We start from the raw sequence: 23,845 nt of genomic DNA on the forward strand, positions 1-23,845 counted from the left end.
CCCGGCGCGCCGCTCACCCCCGCGCGGGCGGCACCCGGTCGATGAGCCCGTCGAGGACGGCCTCGGCCAGCCTCCCGGCGTCGTCCCGGCGCTCCCGCGGGGTGCGCCCGCCGCGCCCGGCGAGCCGGTCGGCCAGCGGGAACTGCGTGAAGCCCGTGGCCGGTCCGATGACCGCGAAGTAGAGCAGGTCCGTCGGCAGCGGCCGGATCCGCCCCTGGGCGGCGAGCCGCTCCACGGAGGGCATCACCGCGGCCAGGACCGGCGCGATGTAGTCGCGGTGCAGGTGGTCGAGCCGCTCGCCCTCGCGGCGGAACTCGTCGGTCAGCACCCGGCCGAGCATCGGGGTGTCCACGACCGAGCGGTAGAAGTGGCCGATGACGGCGCGCAGCACCGCCTCGTCGTCACCGGTGTGCTGCTCCACCAGTGCGGTCAGCCGGTCCTTCTGCGCGGCCAGGACCCGGTCCACGACCGCGCGCCAGAAGGCGGCCTTGGAGCCGTAGCGGTCGTTGATGAAGTTGTGGCTGACCCCCAGTCGGCGGGCCAGCTCCCGGGCCGAGGCCCCGTCGTAGCCGAGCTCGGCGAACGCCTCCAGGCCGCGTTGCAGGACGGTGTCCTCGTCCGGCGCCGCCGGGCCGCCCCGGCCCGGCCGCCCGGGCCCCCTGACGGTGTGCGCGCCCATGCCGACCTCCTCGCTTGACACCTGTCAGATTCTATTTAATCTGACAGGTGTCAGACCTTGTCGCGTCCCGCAGGAGGACCCCGTGCACGAGTCCACAGCCACCACTCCCTGGCCCGTCGGGCGCGGCTCCCGGGACCGGGTCGCCGCCCGCTTCGGCGCAGGGCGCGCCGACCTCGCCCACCTGGCCCTGACCACCGGCGACCCCCTCGCCGACGCCGTCGCCGACGAGATCGCCGCGGGCGGCCGCCGTGTCCGCGTCGCCCTCCAGGAGGGCATCACCCGCGGCCTGGCCTCCCTCGCCGACCCGCCCCCGGCCGTCGCCGCCCTGCTCGCCGACACCGAGACCCCGCCCGACGGCGCCGACGACGCGCTCCTGGACCGGGCCTCGCTCTCCGCCTTCGACGCGCCCCAGGCCGCGCGCATCATCGCCCTGACCGCCGGCTCCCTCGTCAGGACCTACGAGTCCCCCTCCATCGCCGAGGTCCTCAAGCTGAGCGGACGCCTCCTCGACGCCGTCCCCCGCAGGTTGGAGGACACCGGCCGCTGGTACCTCACCGCGCTGCTGCCCGGCTCCCTGCGCCCGGGGGAGGCGGGCTACACCGCCACCCTCCAGGTGCGGGTGCTGCACGCCCACATGCGCGCCATGGCCCGCCGCCGCGGGTACGACGAGGCCGCGCTGGGCGTGCCGATCAACCAGGTCGACCTGGTCCGCACCTGGATGGACTTCACCCTCACCTCCCACAACGCCCTGGACGCCATGGGCTACCACTCGTCCGCCGCGGACCGGGCCGACCAGTACCGGTACTGGCACCACGTCGCCCACCTGCTCGGCATCGACCCCCGCCTCCTCGACGGCGTCCGCGACCAGGCGAGCGCCCGCGAGGCCGACGACCTCCTCCAGGCGGTCACCGGACCGCCGGGCCCGGACTCCGCGGCCCTGGCCGAGGCCACCCTGCGCTCGACCGCGGCCACACTGCACGAGGTCGCCTCGATCCCCGGCGCGGTCGGCCTGCCCGCCCTGTACGCCCTCGCGCGCCGCTTCCACGGAGACGCCCGCGCCGACGCGCTCGGCCTGCCCCGCGCGGCCGTCGCCGGCGCCGTCCTGGACGCCGCCGCGGCCCTCAACCGCGTGCGCGGGCGGCGCCTGCTCCGCGACCCCCGGCGGCTCGGCGCGGTCCGCGCCCGCAACGTCGCCGCCACCCGCGCCCACCTGGCCCGGACGGCCCGCCCCGCCACCCACGCCCGCGGGGGCGACCCCGACCGGCCCGTCCCCGCCGAGCACCGCACCGGAGAGGAGCGCCCCTGAGGCGCAGGCCCCGCCGCCCGGGGGTGACATTCGCCGCGTGGCGGGGCGCTCCGGGCGCCGGTAGCATTCCCGGCGGGCGTCCACGGGCGCCCTTTCGCACGGGGGAGGGGCCATGGCACAGGACGGGACGACGGCGGGAACGGCCGAGGCCGCGGACGTGCGCATGCTCACCGTCCACCACGACGACCCCCGGGTCCAGGGCCTGCTCGACGGCCTGCTGGAGGAGTACACCGAGCGCTACGGCGCCGAGGGCGCCGCGAGCGAGCTGTCCCGCTACCCGGTCTCGGAGTTCGCCGCGCCCCACGGCCGGATCGTGCTCGCCGAACTGGACGGCGAGGTCGTCGCCGGGGGAGCGCTGCGCCCCTACGCCCCGGGCGGCGGCGAGCGCCCCGGCACCGCCGAGTTCAAGCGCATCTGGACCTCCGCCCGGCACCGGCGGCGCGGCCTGGGCCGCCGGGTCATGACCGCCCTGGAGGACGCCGCCCGCGCCCTGGGCTACCGCGACGTCATCCTGTTCACCGGCCCCAACCAGCCCGAGGCGGTCGCCCTGTACGAGCGCATCGGCTACCGGTGGACGGACCCCGCGACCATCGCCGACCTGCCCTATCCGAAGGCCATCCCCTTCGTGCACGGGCTCTGAACCCGGCCGGGTCCGGAGCACCCGTCCCCACCTGCGCCGATCGCGGTCACAGGGGCATAACGGGGTGTGCTCGGGCGTTATGGGGTTCGCTATGTCCGCGCGACGGCCACGGCGCCGCCCGCCGCCGTACGATGGGCGCCGAGACCGCCGCCGGCGAGCCGTCCGGCCGCCCACCCGCGGCGGCGGCCCCACACCGACGCACGACGAGGAGAGTCACGACGTGAGCGAGCAGCAGCGCCCCGGAGCCGACATGGGCACCTTCGTGTTCACGCCACGCAAGAACGGCCAGGCGCAGTCGGTCTCCGACGAGCTCGCCGCGTGGATGACCACCGGGTGGGCCGACACCGAGCGCCGCGACCTGGAGCCCATCGAGCAGGCCGGGCACACCGCCCGCCGCCGCGCCGCGCTCAGCGCCGCCTTCCCCGGAGAGCGGCTCGTCGTCCCCGCCGGACAGCTGCTCACCCGCTCCAACGACACCGAGTACCCCTTCCGCGCCGCCAGCGACTACGCCTACCTCACCGGCGACACCTCCGACGGCGGCTGCCTGGTCCTGACCCCGCGCGCCGACGGCGGCCACGACGCCGTCCTCTACCTCAAGCCGCGCTCCAACCGCGAGAACGGCGAGTTCTGGCTCGGCGGCTACGGCGAGCTGTGGACCGGCCGCCGCAACAGCCTGGCCGAGGCCGCCGACCTGTTCGGCGTGCCCACCGCCGACGTCACCACGCTCACCGGCGTCCTGGCCGCCACCGACACCGCCGTGCGCATCGTCCGCGGCCACGACGCCGAGCTCGACGCCGTCATCGACGGGGTGCGCGCCGACACCGACGAGGAGGCCCGCGCCAAGTCGGCCTCCCTGGACGAGGAGCTCGCCGTCACCCTGGCCGACCACCGCCTGGTCAAGGACGAGTGGGAGATCGCCCAGCTCCAGCTGGCCGTCGACGCCACCGCCCGCGGCTTCGAGGACGTCGCCAAGACCCTGCCGCAGGCCAAGGACACCTCCGAGCGGTTCATCGAGGGCACGTTCTTCCTGCGCGCCCGCGTGGAGGGCAACGACGTCGGCTACGGCACCATCGCCGCCTCCGGCGCCAACGCCACCACCCTGCACTGGACCCGCAACGACGGCCCCGTCCGCGACGGCGACCTGCTGCTGCTGGACGCCGGTGTGGAGACCACCACCCTGTACACCGCCGACGTCACCCGCACCATGCCGGTCTCGGGCACCTTCACCGACACCCAGCGCAAGGTGTACGACCTGGTGTACGCCGCCCAGGAGGCCGGCATCGCGGCCGTCGCCCCCGGCGCCCCGTTCATCGCCTTCCACCAGGCCGCCCAGCGGGTGCTGGCCGAGGGCCTGATCGAGTGGGGCCTGCTGGAGGGCCCGGTGGACCGCGTCCTGGAGCTGGGGCTCCAGCGCCGTTACACCCTGCACGGCACCGGCCACATGCTCGGCCTGGACGTGCACGACTGCGCGGTCTCCCGCCAGGAGGTCCACCTGTACGGCGACCTGAAGCCCGGCATGGTCCTCACCGTCGAGCCCGGCCTGTACTTCCAGGCCGACGACCTGACCGTCCCCGAGGAGCTGCGCGGCATCGGCGTGCGCATCGAGGACGACGTCCTGGTCACCGAGGACGGGCGCGCCGTCCTGTCGGCCGCGCTGCCGCGCTCCTCCGCCGAGGTCGAGGCCTGGCTGGCCGAGCGCCTGCCGCGCTCCTGACCCCCGGTCCGCCCCCGGGCCGCCCGCGCCGTCCCCCGGCGCGGGCGGCCCGGATCTTTTTTCCGACGATTCCCGCGGACGGCTGTCGAATCCCCGGCCCGTCGATCGTCACCCTTGCGAACCGCCCTCCCGGGTGGTCACGTGGAACGACGACGAGGAAGAGGAACCCGCCATGCGCTACGCGCTGCTGCTGCACAACGCCGAACCCGCCGAGGGCGAGATCCCGCAGGGGGCCGTCGAGGCCGTGCAGGAGGCCTTCGGCGCCTACGGCCGGGCCCTGGAGGCCGCCGGCGTGCTGGTCGCCGCCGAGGTCCTGGCGACCCCGCGCGTCACCACCACGCTCACCCGCCGCGAGGGCGGGCTGCGCGTCCAGGACGGCCCCTTCGCCGACACCAAGGAGGCACTGGCCGGGGTGTTCGTCATCGACGTGCCCGACCTGGACGCCGCCCTGGCCTGGGCCGAGAAGTGCCCGGGCGCCCAGTACGGGGTCCTGGAGGTCCGACCCGCCGCCACCTCCTACATCGACGGCGCATGGACCTGACCGCCGGTCCCGCGGTGCGGGCCGCCCGCGCGGCCCGCACCTCCCACGGGCGCCTGCTCGCCCTGCTGGCCGCGCCCACCGGAGACCTGCCCGCCGCCGAGGACGCCCTCGCCGACGCCTACGAGCGCGCCCTCACAGCCTGGCCGCGCGACGGCGTTCCCGCCGACCCCGACGCCTGGCTGTTCACGGTGGCCCGCAACCGGCTCCGCGACCACTGGCGGTCGGCCGCCGTGCGCACCGGGGTGCCGCTGGACCCGGACCGGCACGCCCCGGCCGCCGACGCCACACCCGACGTGGACGCCGTCGGCGACCGCCGCCTGGAACTGATGCTGGTGTGCGCCCACCCGGCGGTCGACCCCGCCGTGCGCACCCCGCTCATGCTCAACACCGTCCTGGGCCTGACGGTCGCCCGCATCGCCCCCGCGTTCGCCCTGCCCGCGCCCACCCTGGCCGCCCGGCTCACCCGGGCCAAGAAGCGGATCAAGGAGGCGGGCGTGCCCTTCCGCATCCCCGACCGGGACGCCCTGCCCGAACGGCTGGACCACGTCCTTGAGGCGGTCTACGGCGCCCACGCCGTCGACTGGGAGATCGGCGGCACCGAACCCCGCACCGGCCTGACCGCCGAGGCCCTGGACCTGGCCGAGGTCCTCGCGCGGCTGGTCCCCGACAGCGCCGAGGCCCACGGCCTGGCCGCGCTCATCGCCCTGGCGGCGGCCCGCGCCCCCGCCCGCCTGGACGGACGGGGCCGCCCGGTCCCCCCGGCCGAACAGGACACCGGCCGCTGGGACCGCGCGCTCATCGAACGCGGCCGCGCCCACCTGCGCGCCGCCCACGGCCTGGGCGCCGTCGGCCGCTTCCAGCTGGAGGCCGCCGCCCAGGCGGTGCACTGCGCCCGCGCCGACACCGGCACGGTCGCCTGGGAGCACCTGCGCGAGCTGTACCGGCACCTGCACCGGCTGGCCCCCACCCTGGGGTCGGCGACCGCGCTGGCCGCCGTCACCGCCGAGACCGACGGACCCGCCGCGGGCCTGGCCCTGCTGGAGGAGGAGACGGCGCCCTGGGGCGCGCGGGCCGCGCGCTTCGCCCCCGCCTGGGCGGTGCGCGCCCACCTGCTGCGGGCCCTGGGCCGCACCGGCCCGGCCCGCGCCGCCTACGACAGGGCGGTCTCGCTCACCACGGACCCCGGTGCCCGCTCCCGCCTGGAGGAGGAGCGCGCTCGGTCGGGCTGACCCGCCCGGTGAGGGCGCCCCTCAGCCGAACCGCACGAACGCCCGCAGCGGCGGGCTGTGGTCGTGCGCCTCCGTGAACCCGAGGGCCTCGTAGAACGCCCGCTGCCGGTCCTCGTCGTCGGTGAGCAGCACCCGCTGCCGGACGCCGGGGTACCCGGCGAACAACTCCTCCAGCAGCCGCCGCCCCAGGCCGCCGCGCTGCTCTCCGGGGGCCACCAGCACGTCCTGGAGGTACACGACGGTCGCCCCGTCGGAGACCGACCGGGCCAGCCCCACCAGCCGGCCGTCCCTGCGGGCCGCCACCACCCGGTGGGACCCGGCCAGGGCCCGCACCAGCCCCTCCGGATCGCGGGTGTAGGCGTTCCAGCCCACCGACCCGTACAGCTCCAGCACCTCGTCGCGCGCCAGCTCCGGCGCCGCGCAGGCGCGCACCTCCACCCCGGCCACGGACCGCCCTCCCGTTCTTCCTCCGAAAAGGGGGAGTCTGGCACGGATCAGGCGGTGGCGCGCGGCAGGGTGATGGTCACGGACGTGCCCGACGGGCCGCTGTCCAGGTCCACCCGGCCGCCCTGGGCCGCCACCAGCGAGCGCACCACGGCCAGGCCCAGCCCGGCGATCCGCCCGCCCCCGCCCGCGCGCGTGGTCACGAACGGCTCGAACACCCGCGGCAGCACGTCCGGGTCGATGCCCGGGCCGTCGTCGGCCACCACCAGCGCCACCCCGTCGCCGGTGCCGTGCGCGGACACCTCCACCCGGGTCCCCTCCGGGGTGTGGTCCACCGCGTTCCCGATCAGGTTGGCCAGGCACTGCTCCAACCGGGCCTGGTCGCCCAGCAGCACCTCCGGCGGCGGCTCGGACACGGTGACCGCCCCCCGCGCGGGCAGCGCCCGCGCGCGCGAGCGCACCTCGTCGAACAGGTCGGGCAGGAACACCGGCTCCCGGGCGGCGTCGATCTCGTCGCCGCCGCGCGCCACCGCCATCAGGTCCTCCAGCACCCGGCGCAGCCGCACCAGCTCGGCGCGCACGATCTGCGCCTCCGGGCCGCCCAGCAGCTCCAGGTGCCCCTCGGCGACCGCCAGCGGGGTGCGCACCTCGTGCGAGATCACCGACAGGTAGCGCCGCCGGTCGGCCTCGGCCCCCTCGATCCGGTCCAGCATGCGGTTGATCTCCCCGGCCAGCTCGCCGATCTCGTCCCGGGTGCCGGGAACGGGCACCCGTGCCGCCAGGTCGGCGGGGGAGACCTCCTTGGCCGCCGCCGACACCTCCCGCACCGGCCGCAGCGTGCGCCGCACCACCGCCCACAGCAGCAGCCCGCCCCCGGCCAGGCCCACCGCGCCCGCCGCGCCGACGCTCGCCAGCACCGCGCCGGCCGCGTCCCGCGACGGCTCCAGCGGCGCCGCCACCGTCACCACCGCCACCTGCGCGCCGTCCCCGTCCACCACGGCGGTGTCCATCACCCGCAGCGGCCCGACGCCGCTGTCCACCGTGCGCAGGGAGCCCGGTTCCACCGGCGGCGCCCCGGGGCCGCTCAGCAGCGTCGCCACCGGTCCCGGCCCCCCGGTGCTCTGCAGCCGGACCCCGCCCGCGGACACCAGCGTCACGTGCCGGGCCCCGCTCGGCCGCGTCGCCAGCGCCTGCCGCGCCGCCCGCTGCGCCTCCGGACCCGATACCACCCCGTCGATCCCGGCGGCCTCGGGCAGCCGGTTCCCCAGCGCCTCGCCCACCAGCGCCGCCTCCTCCTGGAGCAGCCGGTCCACGTCGGCCCGGCCCGACACCCGCACCAGCTCGTAGGTGAGCAGGGCCACCCCGCCGATCACCAGCGCCATCACCAGCAGGGCCCGGAGCACCACCCGGGCGGTGAGGTTCACCGGTCACCGCCGTCCAGCCGGTAGCCGACCCCGCGCACCGTCACGATCCGCTCCGCGCCGAGCTTGCGGCGCAGCTGGCTGACGTACACCTCCACTACGTTCGACGCCCCGTCGAAGTCGTAGCCCCACACCCGGTCCAGCAGCTGGGGCTGGGAGAACACCTGCCCCGGGTGGCGCACCAGCACCTCCAGCAGGCCGAACTCGCGCGCCGACAGGGTGACGGTGGCCCCGTCCACCGACGCGGTGCGCGCCCCCAGGTCCAGCACGATCCCCCCGGCGGCCAGCACGTCCGCGCGCTCCTGGCCACCGGTGCGCAGCCGGGCCCGGACCCGGGCCAGCAGCTCGCTCACGCTGAAGGGCTTGACCATGTAGTCGTCGGCCCCGGCGTCCAGGTTCGCGACCCGGTCGCTCACGGCGTCCTTGGCGGTCAGCACGATCACCGGAACCGAGGGGCGGCGGCTCCGCAGCCGGCGCAGCACCTCCTCGCCCGGGATGCCCGGCAGGCCCAGGTCCAGCACCACCAGCTCGACGTCGGGGGACAGGGCCATCGTCAGCCCGTCGATGCCGTCGGAGGCGACCAGCACCCGGTGCCCGGCGCTCTCCAGCCCGCGCCGCACGAAGGAGACGATGCCCTCCTCGTCCTCCACCACCAGAATCGCCACGCCCCCGCGCCCCTTTCCCCCGCCTGTCGTGGCCCAGCCTCCCAGGGGGCACTGAGCCGTTCCTGAGCGCAACATGAAGAAGGTCTTCAGGTTGCACTCATGTCCCCATCATCCCGCCGTCCCATGCTGGAGTCAGTGAACGGGACCTCCACGGGTAAGGACACCATGATGCAGAAGCGGACCACGATCCTCCTCGCCACCTCCGCGGCCGGGCTGCTGGCCGTCGGCGCGGTCGGCGGCTACCTGCTGCTCGACGACCCCGAGCAGCAGATCCAGCCGATCAGCCTGACCGGTTTCTCCTCCGGCGGCGCCCCGGCGGCCGCCCCCGCCGACGGCGACGGCGGCACCTCGGCCACCCGGTCCGTCGAGGGCCTGGAGCAGCTCACCGGCGAGCTGCGCGCCGACGACGACCAGGACCGGGACGAGGACCACGACGACTGGAGCGTGGCCGGGGTGGACGTCGACTTCGGCCCCGAGGAATGGCTGCTGACCGACCCGGTCGTGGAGGACTACGACGGCGACGGCACCGCCGCCCCGCTGCTGGAGGAGCTGCGCGGGCTGGAGGGCACCGAGGTCACCCTGGGCGTCCGCTACGAGGAGGACGACGACGGCGAGCGCGAGGACGCCGACGTCTACACCGTCAACGGGCTCAACCTGCGCGACCCCGACGGCGGCCCGGCCCCCTGGGACAACTCCGGCACCGAGGGCGAGGCCGACCGCGACGCCGTGTCCGCCGCCGCCGAGGCGGCCGTGGGCGAGGGCGCCCGCGCCGTGGACGCGGACCGCGACGACGAGGACGGCCACCAGGTCTGGGACGTCGAGGTGCACGGCGCCGACGGCCGCGAGTACGACGTCATCGTCGACCTGTCCGGCGAGGTCGTCGACGTCCGCGAGGACGACTGATCCGCCCCCGCCGTCCCGTCCGCCGACGGGACGGCGGGAACGGCACCGCCGGGACGGCCGGGGGTGGGCCCGGGGACACCCCGGGGGTAGGGCCCGCCGTAGTGACCGGCCGGTGCGCCGTCGGCCAGGCTCGATGCCATGACCGAGAACGCCCGTCCGCCCGGCACGCTTCTCCGCCTGCCGCCCGTCCTGGGACTGCTCCTGCTCGCCCCGGTCTGCGCCGAGTACCTCTACGGCTACGACGACTCGACCGGCGACCCGCGGGAGCTCCTGGGCGGGCTGTTCCTCTTCGCGCCCCTGTACGGCGGGGCCGCCGTGCTCATCCGCGAGGTCGCCCGCAGGACCGGGCGCGGGTGGCCGGCCGTCCTGCTGCTGGGCGCCGCCTTCGGCGTGGTCCAGGCGGGGCTCGTGGACCTGTCGCTGTTCAACCCGTCCTACCGCGACATCCCGTACTGGGAGGACATGTTCTCCTCCTCCCTGCTGCCGGCCCCGGGTGTGAACCCCAACCTGGCGCTCGTCTTCACGGCGGGGCACGCGGTCTGGAGCGTCACCGTACCGATCGCGGTCGTCGAGTCGCTCGCCCCCCGGACGGCCGCCCGGCCGTGGCTGGGGTGGTTCGGGCTGGCCGTGGTCGCGGCCGGGTTCGCGGCCGCCGCCGTGCTCGTGCTGCGGTGGTCCGTGGAGACCGAGGGGTTCGTGCCCTCCGCCGGGCAGGCCGTCGGCGCGGCCGCGGCGGCGCTCGCCCTGGGCGCCGCGGCCTTCCTGTGGCGCGGGCCCGACCGGCCCGACCCGCGGCCCGCGCCCCCGCCGTGGGCGGTCGGCGGCACCGTCCTGGCGGCGCTGGGCCTGCCCGGGGCGGTCGCGCACCTGCTGCGGGCGGTCGGCCTGGGGGAGGGGCCGTGGCGGATCGCGGACTCGTCCTGGTTCCTCATCGGCTGGCCGGGGTTCGCGGTCAACCTGGCCGTCCTGGGCGGCCTCGCCGTGCTGCTGGCCCGCTGGTCGGCCCGGGCGGGCTGGGGACCCCGCCACGTGCTCGCCGCAGCGGGCGGCGCCCTGCTCGCCAACGTGTTCACGGCCTTCCTCGCCCGCCCCATCGGCGACGTGGCGGCGGCCGCCAAGTACACCCACAACACGGTCGCCCTCCTCGGCTCGCTCGCGGTGCTCGCCCTGGGCTTTCGCCGCCTCCGGACGGCCCGGCCGCCCACGCCCGGGTCCTAGAGAACGGCGCCGACGCCGGTGGCGCCAGCGGACCACCACCACAGCCGCTCCGCGGCCCCGCGGTCCAGCACCCACGGTTTGACCCCGCCCCTGAGCATGTCGTCGGAGTCCGCGGGCGCGGCGATGTCGCAGTCCTGGCAGTAGGCCCCGCCGTGCCCCTCCAGCAGCGGAGAAGTCGCCGCCCACACCGCCGTCGCCGCGCCCTGTTCGGGGGTCTTGAACCCGGGGGCGGGCCGGTCGTCCTCCCCGACCACCCACCCCAGTCGGCGCCGGGTTCGCAGTGGTACCTCCCGTTGCAGCGGGGTGAGGATGCTGCCCGGGTGCACCGAGAACGCGTGCGCCCCGCGCGGCGCCAACAGGCCGTCCAGGTGCAGTGCGGCCAGGGACACCGCCGTCTTGGACTGGCCGTAGGCGGTCCACTGGTCGTACGCGTCGGGCTGGGCGAAGTGCGGGTCCTCCCAGCGCATGTCCGACAGGAAGTGCCCGGCCGACGACAGCCCCACCACCCGCGCACCCTCCGCCAGGGCCGGTGCCAGCAGCGCCGTCAACGTGAAGTGCCCCAGGTGGTGCACCGCAAGGTGGGCCTCCCACCCCGGGCCCACCGCCGTGCGCGGTCCCCGCATGATCCCCGCCGCGTTGATGACCAGGTCGACGGGCCGCCCGGCCGCGCGCACCTCCCCGGCCAGGCGGCGGACGTCGGCCTGGTCGGTCAGGTCGAGCGCCGCCACCGAGACCCGGGGGAGATCCGCGAGCGCCTCTCGTGCCCGGTCGGGGCGGCGCGCGGGCACCAGCACCTCGGCACCGGCCCGGACCAGGGAACGGGTCATCTCCAGGCCCAGGCCCGAGTACCCGCCGGTGACCACGGCGAACCGGCCGCCCAGGTCGGTGTCGGCGAGCACGTCGTCGGCCGTCGAGTCGTGTCCGAACCCGCTGTGCAGGGGAGTGGGAGTTTCCATGCCCGCGATGCTGCCTCCTGGAGTGCGCTCCAGGTCAAGCGGCGCCGCGGACCCGGCCGAGGGCGTTCCGGCAGTATTTCCGTGCGTACCGTTGCATGCCGGGGGCGCCCCCCCTCGAGCGGACGGAGCGGCTCGGCGGCCTCGGTGACGGGCGTGCGCCTCCTGTGCGGGCTGAGGGGCGGGGGTCGGCCGGGGAGCGGCCTGGGGAGGCCGTACACAGGCGTCCCGTACCCGGAGCCCCGTGGCCGATCACGGCCGCGCCCGGAACCGGTCAGCCGCCGAGCCGTTCCCCGGCCCGGACCCGGGTGGCCCGGTCGGGCGAGGTGCGGGCCGCCGCCAGCAGCCGGGCCCGCAGCGGGGCGGGCAGCGCGGCGATGTCCCGCCGGATCCGCTTGCGGGACCTCCACCCGATCAGGTGCCGCACGGCCCCGGCCTCATGGCGGGCTCCGGCGCGGGGGTCCTCCAGGGCGGCGGCGATCTCCCCGATCGGCACCTCCCCGAGCATCGCTCCCGGCAGGTCCTCGTAGACCGGGTACCCGGAGTAACGGCCGCTCCCCGCCGCGTACCAGGCCAGCACCGCCTGCACCCGGACCACCGGGTCCGGGACCGCCTTGGCCAGCAGTCCGGCGGCCTCGGACCGCAGTTCGGACCCTCCCGTGCTCTGGAGCATCCGCTCCGTCAGGCCGCGCAGAGCCCCGGGCACCGCGGCGACCCAGTCGTCCCGCTCCCGGGCAGCCGCGGCCCGGCGCGCCTCGGCCTCGCGGAACAGGCGCAGCGGCTCCGGGACCCCGTGCCGGTCGAGCCAGCCCAGGAGCCCGGGGCCGTCGGCGAGCAGCGCGTCGCCGTCCCACCCCTCCCAGGACAGGGTCACACCGTGGTGCAGCGCCACCACCGCCAGGGACCGGCCGTCCGGGCCCCGGACGTCGAGCCGCGCCTCCCCGGCGCACGCGCACACCATCCCCGGCAGCGAGCGCACCGCCATCACCGCCCGCAGCTCCTCGCGCGCGCCCGCGTCGGCGAGGTCCACGACGGTCTCCGTGCCGGAGGCCGTGATCCCGAGCGACCCGGCCGCCGCCAGGAGGGCGTCCAGTGCGTGCGGTCCCGCCATCGTGCGACTCCTTCGTCCGTTCACCCCGCAGAACCCGGCGGTCGCACCGTACCGGTCCAGCGGGCCCGTCGTCGGCGCCGGAGGGCCGGACCGTGGCGGCGAGAAGGCGAGACCGCTGGTCGGAGCCGGAAGCGGACGTTGTACGCTCTTCGGGCCAGTCGTACTCCACTTCGTGGGGCAGGGAACCCGGTGCGAATCCGGGACTGACGCGCAGCGGTGAGGGTGACGGGCGGGCATGTGCCGGGACCTCCGCGTCCCGGACGGCCACTGGGGCGCACCGCCCCGGGAAGGCGCTCCGCTCCGGAAGACCCCGAGTCCGAAGACCTGCTGGCACCGGCGGTGACGGGCCGCCGGGTCACCCGCGGGCCCCGCGTACGGGCCCCGAACCGAAGGACGTGCATGTTCCCCGCGGACGCCCCCGCGCCCCGCACCCGGCGCGACCGCTGCCCCGGCGCACTCCGGCCCTGGGAGGCCCCGGACGGCCTGCTGGTCCGGCTCCGACTCGTCGGCGGCCGCCTGCCGGCCCGGTCCCTGGCCGCCCTGGCCGCCGTCGCCGAGGAGTTCGGCTCCGGCCGGGTCCACGTGACGGGGCGGGCCAACCTCCAGGTGCGCGCCCTGCCCGGCCGCGACGGGCGCCTCGATCCGGCGGTCCTCGGCGCGCTGGAGGAGACGGGGCTGCTGCCCTCGCCCTCCCACGAACTGGTCCGCAACGTGATGGCCTCGCCGCTCACCGGGCTGTCGGGGGGACGCGCCGACCTGCGTCCCGTCGCCGCCGCCCTGGACGCGGCCCTGTGCTCGGCCCCGCACCGCGCCGCCCTGCCCGGCCGCTTCCTGTTCGTGCTCGACGACGGGCGCGGCGACCTCGTGGAACGCCCCTGCGACCTGGGCCTCACCGCGCTCGACGGGGCCACCGCCCAACTGCGCGTCGGCGACCGCCACGGGCCGGCGGTGCGGCTGGACGGGGCCGCCGACGCCCTCGTGCGCCTGGCCGACCTGTTCCTGGAGCGGCGCGGCGAGGGCCCCTCCGCGCCCTGGCACGTGGCCGAGCTCCCCTCCGCGCTGTGCGCGCCGCATCCCCCCGACCCGCGCCTGCCCGCGCCCGCCCCGCCACCGCCGTACGGGCCGCTGCCCGGCGGCGCGCACTACGTCCCCGTCCCGGAGGAGGGCCTGGACCGGGCCGCCGCGGACGCCCTGGCCGCCGACGCCCTCGCCTCGGGCGGCGACCTCGTGGTCACGCCCTGGCGCGGCGTCGTCGTCCCCGGGGCGCGGCGGTGACCGCCCCCCGCCGGCCGAACCGGCACTACGAGTACATCGACGACGGGCCCGCGATCTACACGGACTCCTTCGCCACCATCCGCGCCGAGGCGTCCCTGGGCCACCTGCCCACCGACGCCGAGCGCCTCGCGGTGCGGATGATCCACGGCACCGGGCAGGTCGACCTCGCCGCCGACCTGGTGGTCCACCCCGGCCTGGTCGGCGCCGCCCGGGCGGCCCTGCGGTCCGGCGCGCCGATCCTGTGCGACGCGACCATGGTCGCCACCGGCGTCACCCGCGGCCGCCTGCCCGCCGACAACGACGTCCTGTGCCTGCTGGGCGACGAGCGGGTCCCCGGCCTGGCCCGGCGCTGGGGCACCACCCGCTCCGCCGCCGCGGTCTCCCTGTGGGAGCCCCGGCTGGAGGGCGCCGTGGTCGCCTTCGGCAACGCCCCCACGGCGCTCTTCCACCTGCTGGAGATGCTCGTCGACGGCGCCCCGCGCCCCGCGGCGATCGTCGGCTGCCCGGTCGGCTTCGTCGGCGCCGCCGAGTCCAAGCAGGCCCTGGAGGAGTTCGCCGGCCGCCACGGCATCGACGTCCCCTACGTGCTCGCCCGCGGCCGCCGCGGCGGCTCCGCGATGGCCGCCTCGGCCCTCAACGCCCTCGCGAAGGAGGAGGAATGACCGGCAGGACCGGCAGGTTCCACGGCGTGGGCGTCGGCCCCGGCGACCCTGAGCTGATGACCCTCAAGGCCGCCCGGCTCATCTCGGCCGCCGACGTCGTCGCCTACCACTGCGGCCCGGGCAAGGACTCCAACGCCCGCCGCATCGCCGCCGGCCTGATCCCGGCGGGGGCGGTCCAGGAACGGCTCGTCTACCCGGTGACCACCGGCGCGGCCGACCACCCCGGCGGCTACGAGGGCGCCCTGGCCGACTTCTACGAGGAGTCCGCCGCGCGCCTGGCCGCCCACCTCGACGCGGGGCGCGACGTCGTCCTGCTCTCCGAGGGCGACCCGCTGTTCTACGGCTCCTACATGTACATGCACGACCGCCTGGCCGACCGGTACGAGACCGGGATCGTGCCCGGCGTCCCGGCCTTCGCCGCGGCCGCCGCCACCGCGGCCGCGCCCCTGGCCCGCCAGACGGACGTGCTCACCGTCCTGTCCGGCACCCTGCCCGAACCGGAACTCGCCCGCCGCCTCGCCGACACCGACGCGGCCGTCGTCATGAAGCTCGGCCGGACCTTCCCCGCCGTGCGCCGCGCCCTCGCGGCGGCGGGGCGGCTGGACCACGCCGTGTACGTGGAGCGCGCCTCCATGGAGGGCGGGCGCCGCCTGCCGGCGGCCGAGGTCGACCCCGACACGGTCCCCTACTTCTCCCTCGTCCTGGTCACCGGCGACAGCCGCAACGGCACCCGGTCCCGCGACGGCGCCACAGCGCCCGGGAGCGCCGCCGCGCCGGGGGAGGCCCCCCGGCCCGCGCGCCCGGCGGCCGAGCTGCTGGTCGTCGGCCTGGGGCCCGGGCCCGGCCACTGGCTCACCCCCGAGGCCGGGGAGGCGCTGGCCGGGGTGGACCACGTGGTCGGCTACGGGCCCTACGTCGCCCGCGTCCCCCAGCGCCCGGGGCTGATCCGCCACGCCTCGGGCAACACCGTCGAGCTCGACCGCGCCCGGCACGCCCTAGACCTGGCGGCCCGGGGCGAGCGCGTGGCCGTGGTCTCCGGCGGCGACGCCGGGATCTTCGGCATGGCCACCGCCGTGTTCGAGGCGGCCGAGGACCCCCGGTACCGGGACGTGTCCGTCCGGGTGGTGCCCGGAGTGAGCGCGGTCCAGGCCGTGGCCGCCCGCGCGGGCGCCCCCGTCGGCGGCGACTTCGCCGTCATGAGCCTCTCGGACCGCCTCAAACCCTGGAAGGTCGTCGAGCACCGGCTGCGCGCCGTCGCCGACGCCGACCTGGCCCTGGCCCTGTACAACCCCGCCTCGCGCTCGCGCACCGAGCAGATCGCCACCGCGCGCCGCGTCCTGCTGGAGCACCGCGACCCCGACACGGTGGTCGTGGTGGGCCGGGACGTGGGCCGCGACGGGGAGTCGCTGGAGGTGACCACCCTGGCCGGGCTCGACCCCGCGGCGGTCGACATGCGCTGCCTGCTCATCGTCGGGGCGTCCGGGACCCGGGTCTCCCCGTCGGGCCGCGTCTGGACCCCCCGGTGGGTGAAGCCGTGACCGTGCACTTCGTGGGCGCCGGACCCGGGGCGGCGGACCTGCTCACCGTGCGCGCCACGCGCATGCTCGGCGCGGCCGACGTGGTGCTCTACCCCGGGACGTACCTGGACCCCGGGGTCCTCTCCCACTGCGCGCCCGGGGCGGAGCTGGTGGACACCCAGGGCCTGGACCTGGACCGCATCACCGAACGCCTGGTCGGGGCCCACCGGGCCGGCTCCGACGTCGTGCGGCTGACCTCGGGGGACCCGTCCCTGTACTCCGCGCTCGCCGAGCAGACCCGCAGGCTCGACGCGCACGGGGTGCCGTGGGACGTCACCCCGGGCGTGCCCGCCTACGCCGCCGCCGCGGCCCTGGCGGGGAGGGAGCTGACCGTGCCCCTGGTCGCGCAGTCGGTGGTCCTCACCCGGACCCGGGCGCGGTCCACGGCCATGCCGGACACCGAGACCCTGGCCGCGTTCGCCGCCACCCGGGCCACCCTGGTCCTGCACCTGGCGATCACCCGGGTGCGGGCGCTCATGGGGGAGCTCGCCCCCGAGTACGGGGCGGACTGCCCGGTGGTCGTCGTCCACCGGGCCAGCCAGCCGGGCGAGGCGGTCCTGCGCGGGACGGTGGCCGACATCGCCGACCGGGTCGAGGAGGCCGGGTTCCGGCAGGCGGCGGTCATCCTGGTCGGACGGGCCCTGGACCCGCGGGGCGGCGGGGAGTCCTTCCTCTACGACCCCGCCCGGCCCCGGCCGGCGGACGGCGGATAGGCCGCGCCCCCCGGGGGCGCCGGGGCCGCGGGGGCCGCGCCGCAGGGTCAGGCCCGCCAGGACCACTGGGTGACCGTGCGCGCGGGCGTCCACCCGGTGAACCCGCCGATCGGCGCGGCGGTCTCCACGGCGATCCGGGTCAGCTCGCCGCCGTGCTCCCGGTGGGCCTCGCCCAGCAGCCGCTCGGTCTCCAGCGTCACCCCGTGCACCACCAGGCGGCCGCCCGGCCGCAGCGCCTCCAGGCACGCCCCGAGCACACCGGGCCGGGTCGCGCCGCCGCCGACGAACACCGCGTCGGGCGCGGGCAGCCCCGCCAGCGCCTCCGGGGCGCGCCCGTGGACCACCCGCAGCCCCGGCACGCCGAGCCGCCCCGCGTTGCGGCCGATCCGCGCGGCCCGGCCGGCGTCGGCCTCCACCGCCGTCGCCGCGCACTCCGGGTGCGCGCGCATCCACTCGATCCCCACCGACCCCGCGCCCGCGCCCACGTCCCACAGGTGCAGCCCCGGGGCGGGCGCCAGCCGGGCGAGGGCGCAGGCGCGCAGGTCGCGCTTGGTGAGCTGCCCGTCGTGCTCGTAGGCGTCGTCGGGCAGCCCGGCGGCCAGCCCGTACCCGGGCGGCCCGTCGAGCTCCAGGGCGAGGACGTGCAGCGCCGGCACGGACGCGGGGTCCACCCCGGGCCACCCGTCCGCGGTGCCCTCCAAGCGCGACTCGGCGTCCGAGCCCAGGTCCCCGAGCACGGTCATGCGGGTGCCCCCGTACCCGGCGCCGCTCAGCAGGGCGGCCGCCAGGGCCGGGGTGCCCGCGTCCGAGGAGAGCACCAGCAGCCGTGCCCCGGGGGACAGCCAGCGCAGCAGCAGCCGGGGGTCGCGCCCGACCAGGGTCACCACCGCACACCGCTCCGCGGGCCAGCCCATCCGCGCCCGGGCCAGCGCGACCGAGGACAGGGCGGGCTCCACCCGCACCGCGTCCGCGCCCAGCAGGTCGATGAGCGTGGCCGCCACCCCCGACACGAGCGGGTCGCCGGAGGCCAGGGCCACCACGCCCCGGCCGGGGCAGGAGGCGAGCAGCCCGGGCAGCCCCTCCCGCAGGGGGGAGGGCCAGGGCTCCCGGCGCTGCCCCCGCCGGTCCGGCACCATCGCCAGGTGCCTGCGCCCGCCCAGCAGCGTGTCCGCCTCCAGCACCAGGCTCCGCAACCGTTCGGGCACCCCCGCCCAGCCGTCGGCGCCGACGCCGACGACGGTGACACGGGGGACGGGGGTGGGGCGGGTGTCGGTGCTCATGGGGTGGACGCTATCGTCGAACCCTGGTGCGAGGTGCCCCGGCCTCCCCACCTTCGGAAACGGTGGGAAGGGCGGTCGGGGAGAATCTGGGAAGCCGGTGAGATTCCGGCACAGGCCCGCTGCGGTGAACCGAGCCCCCGAGGAGGGGGACCCGGCAAGTCCGAAGACCGGCCCCGCACCCGTTCAGACCCATGGCGAAACGAGCGGGAGCCTCACATGCCATTGCGGCCATCGCACTACCCCTTTTCGGCGATCGTCGGCTGCGACACCGAACCGCTGGACGACCTGGGCCTGGCCCTGGTCCTGGCCAGCGTCTCCCCCGAGATCGGGGGCGTCCTGGTGCGCGGGGAGAAGGGCACCGCCAAGTCCACGGCGGTGCGCGCCCTCGCCCCCCTGCTGCCCCCGGTCGAGGTCCACCCGGGCGACCGCTTCTCCGTCGACCCCGCCGACCCCGCGCAGGAGTCCCCGGACGGGCCGTTCCCGCCCGGAACGGCCGTGGAGAGCCGCCCGGTGCGCCTGGTCGAGCTGCCCGTGGGCGCCACCGAGGACCGGGTGCTGGGCTCCCTGCACCTGGAGCAGGCGCTCACGCACGGCAGGGTCGCCTACGAGCCAGGGCTGCTGGCCCGCGCCCACCGGGGCCTCCTCTACGTGGACGAGGTCAACCTGCTCCACGACCACCTGGTCGACCTCCTCCTCGACGCCGCCGCGACCGGCCGGGTGACCGTGGAGCGCGACGGGTTCTCCGTGGAGCACCCCGCCCGGTTCCTGCTCATCGGCACGATGAACCCCGAGGAGGGCGAACTGCGCCCGCAGCTCCTGGACCGGTTCGGGCTCACCGTCGAGGTCCGCGCGCCTGCCGACCCCGCCGCCCGCGTCGAGGTGGTCCGCAGGCGCATGGCCTACGACTCCGACGCCGCGGCCTTCGCCGACCGCTACGGGGCCGCGGAGAAGGCGCTCGCCGAGCGCATCGCCGCGGCCCGGGACACCGTCCGGGGCGCCCGGCTCTCCGAGGCCGCGCTGCTGAAGATCGCGCAGGTGTGCGCGGCGTTCGAGGTCGACGGCCTGCGCGCCGACATCGTCACCGCGCGCACGGCCCTGGCGCACGCCGCCTGGGAGGGCCGGGCCTTCGTCACCCGGGCCGACATCCGCCGCGCCGCCCTGCTCGCGCTGCCGCACCGGCGGCGCCGCAACCCCTTCGACGCGCCGGGCCTGGACGAGGAGCTCCTCGACCGGGTCCTCGGCGACGGGGACCCGCCGCCCGACCCCCCGCGGCCGCCGGGGCCGGACGGGGCGGACGGCCCCGCCGAAGACGGCGGCCCCGGGGACGCCGACGCCCCGCAGGCCCCGGACGCCCCCGGGGACGGCCGGAGCCCCGACGCCGGGTCCCCTGAGGCCGGGTCCCCTGAGGCCGGGCCCCCCGACGCCGGGCCCTCCGGGGACGGCGACGGGATCGGCAGCGCCGAGCACGCCCCCGCTCCACAGCCCCCCGCGGGCCCCGACGACGCAGCCCCCGGGACCCCGGCCGGCGCCGCCCCCTCCGTCACCGCGAAGGCCGCCGCCCCCTACCGCCCCCGCACGCTCACGGTGCGCGGCGCGGGAGCGGGCGCCGACGGCCGCCGCAGCCGCGCCGTCGGCACCCGGGGCCGCAGGATCGGGGCGCAGCCGCCGGGCCGGGGCCCGGGCGGTTCGCTCCACCTGGTGGAGACCGTCAAGGCCGCGGCCTCCCGCCCGCACGGCGGCGGCCGGATCGGCCTGCTGCCCCGCGACCTGCGCGTCGCGGTGCGTGAGGGCCAGGAGAGCAACCTGGTGCTGTTCTGCGTCGACGCGTCGGGCTCCATGGCGGCGCGCAAGCGCATGGGCGAGGTCAAGACCGCGATCCTGTCCCTGCTCCTGGACGCCTACCGGCGCCGCGACAAGGTCGGCCTCGTGACCTTCCGGGGGACGGGCGCCGAACTGGTGCTGCCGCCGACCCGGTCGGTGGACACCGCCGCCGCCCGCCTGGACGGGCTGCCCGCCGGAGGCCGCACCCCCCTCGCCGAGGGCCTGCTGGAGGCCGCCCGGGTCCTGCGGCGCGAACGCCTGCGCGACCCGCGCCAGCGCCCGCTGCTCGTCCTGGTGACCGACGGCCGGGCCACCGCCGGCCCGGGCTCCGTCGGCCGTTCGCTGGCGGCCGCCGACCACGTCGCCGCGCTGGGCGTGACCACCGTCGTCGTGGACGGCGAGTCCGGTCCGCTGCGGCTGGGGCTGGCCGCCGGCCTCGCCCGAAGGCTGGGCGCCGACCACATCCCCGTGTCCGAGGTCAGCGCCGCCGCCCTGGGCGGCGCGGTGAGGGAGAGGGCCGCCTGATGCCGCAGGGAAAGCCGCTCGTGGTCCCCGACGACGGGCTCACCACGCGCCAGCGCCGCAACCAGCCGGTGCTCGCGGTCCACACCGGCGACGGAAAGGGCAAGTCGACCGCGGCGTTCGGGCTCGCCCTGCGCGGCTGGAACCAGGGCTGGCGGATCGGGGTGTTCCAGTTCGTGAAGTCGGCGAAGTGGCGCATCGGCGAGCAGACCGTGCTCGAACGCCTGGGCCGGCTCCACGAGGAGACCGGCGAGGGCGGCCCCGTGGAGTGGCACAAGATGGGCTCGGGCTGGTCCTGGAGCCGCCGCCCCGGCAGCGCGGAGGACCACGCCGCGGACGCGGCCGAGGGCTGGGCGGAGATCAAGCGCAGGCTCGCCGACCAGCGCCACGACCTGCTCATCCTCGACGAGTTCACCTACCCCCTGAACTGGGGCTGGGTCGACGTCGACGACGTCGTGGCGACCCTGCGCGACCGCCCCGGGCGCCAGCACGTGGTGGTCACCGGCAGGCGCGCCGACCCCCGGCTGGTGGAGGCCGCCGACCTGGTCACCGAGATGGCCAAGGTCAAACACCCCATGGACGCGGGCCGCAAGGGGCAGCGGGGCATCGAATGGTGACGGCCCTGCCCCGGGTCATGGTCGCCGCCCCCATGACGGGCCAGGGCAAGACCACGGTCGCGACCGGGCTCATGGCCGCGCTGCGCGCCGCCGGGCACACCGTGAGCGGCCACAAGGTCGGCCCCGACTACATCGACCCCGGCTACCACGCCCTGGCCACCGGCCGCCCCGGCCGCAACCTCGACCCCCACCTGGTGGGGGAGGACCGGGTGGCGCCGCTGCTCCTGCACGGGGCGCGCGGCGCGGACGCCGCCGTCGTCGAGGGGGTCATGGGGCTGCACGACGGGCGGATCGGAACGGGCGGGTTCTCCTCGTCGGCGCACGTCGCGGCCCTCACCCGGACCCCCGTGGTCCTGGTCGTGGACGTGTCCCGCATGTCCCGCTCCGCGGGCGCCCTGCTGGCGGGCATGGCCGACTACGACCCGTCGGTCGATGTCGTGGGCGTGATCCTCAACCGCGCCGGGTCGGCGCGCAACACCGCGGAGATCACCCGCTCCACCCGCCTGCCGGTGCTGGGCGCCGTCCCCCACGACGAGCGGATCGCGCGCCCCTCCCGGCACCTGGGCCTGGTCCCGGCCGCCGAACGGGCGGAGTCGGAGCGGGTGGTGGCCCGCCTGGGCGAGCACATCGCCGCCCACGTCGACCTGGACGCGGTGCTGGAGCTGGCCCGCTCCGCCCCCGCCCTGGACGCCCGGCCCTGGGACCCGGCCGACGCGGTCGGCTCCCGCACGGGCGGGCGCCGACCGGTGGTGGCGGTGGCCCAGGGGCGCGCCTTCACCTTCCGCTACCCGGAGACGGAGGAGCTGCTGCGCGCGGCCGGGTGCGACGTGCGGGCGTTCGACCCGCTCACCGACACCGGGCTGCCCGCCGGGACCCGCGGGATCTACCTCGGCGGCGGCTTCCCCGAGGTGTACGCGGGCTCCCTGGCCGCCAACCGCTCCCTGGCCGCCGAACTCGGCGAAGCGGTGCGGGACGGGGTCCCCACCGTCGCCGAGTGCGCGGGGCTGCTCTACCTCGCCCGTTCCCTGGACGGGCGCCCCATGGTCGGGGCGGTGCGGGCCGACGCCCGGATGACCGACCGCCTGACACTGCGCTACCCGGAGGCGGTCTCCCCGGGGGACACGCTGCTGGCCCGGGCGGGGGAGAGGGTGACCGGCCACGAGTTCCACCGCACCCGCGTCACCCCGGAGACCGGGGCGGACGGCCCCGCCTGGGAGATCGAGGGCGCCGCGGAGGGGTTCGCCTCGCCCACCCTGCACGCGTCCTACCTGCACGTCCACTGGGCCGGGCACCCCCGGCTCGCCGCCCGCTTCGCCGAGGCCGCCGCCTCCGGCGCGCCCGCGGCCACCGCTCCCGCCGCCCCGGGCCCGCCCGCCGACAGGGGCGGCGTGGTGCACACGAGTGCCGCCTCCGCGGCGGTCGCGGGTACGGGCGCCACCCCGGGCCTTCCCGATGGTGCGCACACGGGTGCCGCCCCCGGCCCTTCCGGCGGCGCGCTCCCCGCGGACCCGCTGCGCCACCACGGCGACGCCGAGACCGGCGACGGGCTGCTGGACCTGGCCGTCAACGTGTACGCGGGGCCGCGCCCCGCCTGGCTCGACCGGGCCCTGCACGCGAGCCTGGCCGACGCCGCCGCCTACCCCGACCCCCGCCCCGCCCGCGCTGCGATCGCCCACCACCACGGCCGCGGACCCGACGCCGTCCTGCCCACCGCCGGCGCCGCGGAGGCGTTCACGCTCCTGGCCCGGCTGCGGCCCTGGCGCCGGCCGGTGGTCGTGCACCCCCAGTTCACCGAGCCGCACGCCGCGCTGGAACAGGCCGGACACCGCGTCACCCCGGTGCTGTGCACCGCCGGGGACGGCTTCGCGCTCCGCCCCGAGGCCGTCCCCGAGGACGCCGACCTCGTGGTGGTGGGCAACCCCACCAACCCCACCGGGGTCCTGCACCCGGCCCGGGTGCTGCGCGCCCTGCGCCGCCCCGGGCGCCTGCTGGCCGTGGACGAGGCGTTCATGGACGCCGTCCCCGGCGAGCCGGAGTCGCTGGCGGGGGAGGAGCTGGAGGGGGTGGTGGTCCTGCGCAGCCTCACCAAGCACTGGTCGATCCCCGGCATCCGCGCCGGGTACGTCGTCGGCGACCCGGCGGTGGTCCGGGAGCTGGCCCGCGGGCAGACGCCCTGGTCGGTGTCCGCGCCCGCCGTCGCGGCCATGGTCGCCTGCACGGCGGACCCGCGGGCGGCGGCCGAGGCGGCCGAGCGCGCCCGCACCCTGGACGGGTGGCGGGACACGCTGGAGGCCGGGCTGCGCCGGGCCGGGCTGGAGCCCGTCCCCTCCCGCGCCCCGTTCGTGCTGGTCCGGGTCGGGGAGGGCGTCCACACCCGCCTGCGCGCGGGCGGTGTCGCGGTGCGGCGGGCCGACACCTTCCCCGGCCTGGACGCCTCCTGGGTGCGGGTGGCCGTACGCCCGCCTGAGGCCACCGCGAGGTTCCTGGCCGTTCTGGAGGCGGTCGCGGAGCGGTCGGCGCCCGCCCTGTCCGCGCGGGCGTGAGCCCCGGGACG

Annotated in this window: 21 protein-coding genes and 2 riboswitches; of the genes, 14 read left to right on the plus strand and 7 right to left on the minus strand. The window is 77.4% G+C overall.

Going from position 1 to position 23,845, the window contains the following annotated elements:
• Positions 1 to 13: 13 nt before the first annotated feature.
• Positions 14 to 700 (minus strand): TetR/AcrR family transcriptional regulator, encoded by a 687-nt coding sequence (locus tag ABZ249_RS26600; protein ID WP_355268186.1) that lies wholly within the window; start codon positions 698 to 700, stop codon positions 14 to 16.
• A 61-nt stretch (positions 701 to 761) separates the two neighbouring features.
• On the opposite strand from ABZ249_RS26600, the gene ABZ249_RS26605 reads away from it, so the two are divergent.
• From ABZ249_RS26605 to ABZ249_RS26625, 5 genes are all read left to right on the plus strand, one after another.
• Positions 762 to 1,985 (plus strand): oxygenase MpaB family protein, encoded by a 1,224-nt coding sequence (locus ABZ249_RS26605; protein WP_355268189.1) that lies wholly within the window; start codon positions 762 to 764, stop codon positions 1,983 to 1,985.
• Between the two features lie 112 nt (positions 1,986 to 2,097).
• The gene (locus tag ABZ249_RS26610; protein WP_355268192.1) at positions 2,098 to 2,625 is read left to right on the plus strand and encodes a GNAT family N-acetyltransferase; all 528 of its coding nucleotides are present in this window, start codon (positions 2,098 to 2,100) and stop codon (positions 2,623 to 2,625) included.
• 220 nt (positions 2,626 to 2,845) lie between these two features.
• Positions 2,846 to 4,339, plus strand: a complete 1,494-nt coding sequence (locus tag ABZ249_RS26615; RefSeq protein ID WP_355268195.1) for an aminopeptidase P family protein — start codon at positions 2,846 to 2,848, stop codon at positions 4,337 to 4,339.
• A 133-nt stretch (positions 4,340 to 4,472) separates the two neighbouring features.
• Positions 4,473 to 4,880, plus strand: coding sequence for a YciI family protein (locus ABZ249_RS26620; protein WP_355268197.1), 408 nt, complete (start codon positions 4,473 to 4,475; stop codon positions 4,878 to 4,880).
• Positions 4,871 to 6,109, plus strand: a complete 1,239-nt coding sequence (locus ABZ249_RS26625; RefSeq protein ID WP_355268200.1) for a DUF6596 domain-containing protein — start codon at positions 4,871 to 4,873, stop codon at positions 6,107 to 6,109. The genes ABZ249_RS26620 and ABZ249_RS26625 overlap by 10 nt, the downstream gene beginning before the upstream one ends.
• Before the next feature lie 21 nt (positions 6,110 to 6,130).
• On the opposite strand, the gene ABZ249_RS26630 is transcribed toward ABZ249_RS26625, so the two are convergent.
• The 3 genes from ABZ249_RS26630 to ABZ249_RS26640 are packed head-to-tail and all read right to left on the minus strand — an operon-like array spanning position 6,131 to position 8,639.
• Positions 6,131 to 6,556, minus strand: a complete 426-nt coding sequence (locus ABZ249_RS26630) for a GNAT family N-acetyltransferase (protein WP_355268203.1) — start codon at positions 6,554 to 6,556, stop codon at positions 6,131 to 6,133.
• Positions 6,557 to 6,603: 47 nt separating this feature from the next.
• A complete protein-coding gene (locus ABZ249_RS26635; protein ID WP_355268206.1) occupies positions 6,604 to 7,977 on the minus strand; it encodes a HAMP domain-containing sensor histidine kinase in 1,374 nt (457 codons plus the stop codon).
• Positions 7,974 to 8,639 (minus strand): response regulator transcription factor, encoded by a 666-nt coding sequence (locus tag ABZ249_RS26640; protein WP_220560750.1) that lies wholly within the window; start codon positions 8,637 to 8,639, stop codon positions 7,974 to 7,976. The genes ABZ249_RS26635 and ABZ249_RS26640 overlap by 4 nt, the downstream gene beginning before the upstream one ends.
• Positions 8,640 to 8,762: 123 nt before the next feature.
• Between ABZ249_RS26640 and ABZ249_RS26645 the strand changes: the two genes are divergently transcribed.
• Both ABZ249_RS26645 and ABZ249_RS26650 read left to right on the plus strand, forming a co-directional pair.
• Positions 8,763 to 9,542 carry a PepSY domain-containing protein gene (locus ABZ249_RS26645; protein WP_355268209.1) on the plus strand — a complete coding sequence of 260 codons (780 nt, stop codon included), beginning with the start codon at positions 8,763 to 8,765 and terminating at the stop codon, positions 9,540 to 9,542.
• Positions 9,543 to 9,680: 138 nt separating this feature from the next.
• On the plus strand, positions 9,681 to 10,760 hold the full coding sequence (locus tag ABZ249_RS26650) for a hypothetical protein (protein WP_355268212.1): 1,080 nt from the start codon (positions 9,681 to 9,683) through the stop codon (positions 10,758 to 10,760).
• On the opposite strand, the gene ABZ249_RS26655 is transcribed toward ABZ249_RS26650, so the two are convergent.
• Positions 10,757 to 11,716 (minus strand): oxidoreductase, encoded by a 960-nt coding sequence (locus ABZ249_RS26655; RefSeq protein WP_355268215.1) that lies wholly within the window; start codon positions 11,714 to 11,716, stop codon positions 10,757 to 10,759. The genes ABZ249_RS26650 and ABZ249_RS26655 overlap by 4 nt on opposite strands.
• Positions 11,717 to 11,987: 271 nt before the next feature.
• Entirely contained in the window at positions 11,988 to 12,824 is an 837-nt protein-coding gene (locus ABZ249_RS26660) for a hypothetical protein (RefSeq protein WP_355268218.1), read from the minus strand.
• A gap of 138 nt (positions 12,825 to 12,962) precedes the next feature.
• Positions 12,963 to 13,171: riboswitch (cobalamin riboswitch) on the plus strand.
• A gap of 52 nt (positions 13,172 to 13,223) precedes the next feature.
• Here ABZ249_RS26660 and ABZ249_RS26665 point away from each other — a divergent pair.
• From ABZ249_RS26665 to cobM, 4 genes are read left to right on the plus strand one after another with little or no spacing between them, the layout of a single operon-like run.
• Complete coding sequence (locus ABZ249_RS26665) at positions 13,224 to 14,099, plus strand: nitrite reductase (protein ID WP_355268221.1); 876 nt, start codon at positions 13,224 to 13,226, stop codon at positions 14,097 to 14,099.
• Positions 14,096 to 14,761, plus strand: a complete 666-nt coding sequence (locus tag ABZ249_RS26670; protein WP_355268224.1) for a precorrin-8X methylmutase — start codon at positions 14,096 to 14,098, stop codon at positions 14,759 to 14,761. The genes ABZ249_RS26665 and ABZ249_RS26670 overlap by 4 nt, the downstream gene beginning before the upstream one ends.
• Positions 14,758 to 16,299, plus strand: coding sequence for a precorrin-2 C(20)-methyltransferase (locus ABZ249_RS26675; RefSeq protein ID WP_355268227.1), 1,542 nt, complete (start codon positions 14,758 to 14,760; stop codon positions 16,297 to 16,299). The genes ABZ249_RS26670 and ABZ249_RS26675 overlap by 4 nt, the downstream gene beginning before the upstream one ends.
• Complete coding sequence (gene cobM, locus ABZ249_RS26680; RefSeq protein WP_355268230.1) at positions 16,284 to 17,051, plus strand: precorrin-4 C(11)-methyltransferase; 768 nt, start codon at positions 16,284 to 16,286, stop codon at positions 17,049 to 17,051. The genes ABZ249_RS26675 and cobM overlap by 16 nt, the downstream gene beginning before the upstream one ends.
• Positions 17,052 to 17,098: 47 nt before the next feature.
• Here cobM and cbiE read toward each other — a convergent pair whose 3' ends face one another.
• Positions 17,099 to 18,331 (minus strand): precorrin-6y C5,15-methyltransferase (decarboxylating) subunit CbiE, encoded by a 1,233-nt coding sequence (gene cbiE / locus ABZ249_RS26685; protein WP_355268233.1) that lies wholly within the window; start codon positions 18,329 to 18,331, stop codon positions 17,099 to 17,101.
• A 52-nt stretch (positions 18,332 to 18,383) separates the two neighbouring features.
• Positions 18,384 to 18,522: riboswitch (cobalamin riboswitch) on the plus strand.
• 25 nt (positions 18,523 to 18,547) lie between these two features.
• Between cbiE and ABZ249_RS26690 the strand changes: the two genes are divergently transcribed.
• From ABZ249_RS26690 to ABZ249_RS26700, 3 genes are read left to right on the plus strand one after another with little or no spacing between them, the layout of a single operon-like run.
• Positions 18,548 to 20,677 (plus strand): VWA domain-containing protein, encoded by a 2,130-nt coding sequence (locus ABZ249_RS26690; RefSeq protein ID WP_355268236.1) that lies wholly within the window; start codon positions 18,548 to 18,550, stop codon positions 20,675 to 20,677.
• Positions 20,677 to 21,291, plus strand: coding sequence for a cob(I)yrinic acid a,c-diamide adenosyltransferase (cobO, locus tag ABZ249_RS26695; protein ID WP_355268239.1), 615 nt, complete (start codon positions 20,677 to 20,679; stop codon positions 21,289 to 21,291). The genes ABZ249_RS26690 and cobO overlap by 1 nt, the downstream gene beginning before the upstream one ends.
• Positions 21,285 to 23,834, plus strand: coding sequence for a cobyrinate a,c-diamide synthase (locus ABZ249_RS26700; RefSeq protein ID WP_355268242.1), 2,550 nt, complete (start codon positions 21,285 to 21,287; stop codon positions 23,832 to 23,834). The genes cobO and ABZ249_RS26700 overlap by 7 nt, the downstream gene beginning before the upstream one ends.
• Positions 23,835 to 23,845 lie beyond the last annotated feature (11 nt).

Source organism: Nocardiopsis sp. NPDC006139 (assembly GCF_040614155.1).
GTDB lineage: Bacteria > Actinomycetota > Actinomycetes > Streptosporangiales > Streptosporangiaceae > Nocardiopsis > Nocardiopsis changdeensis.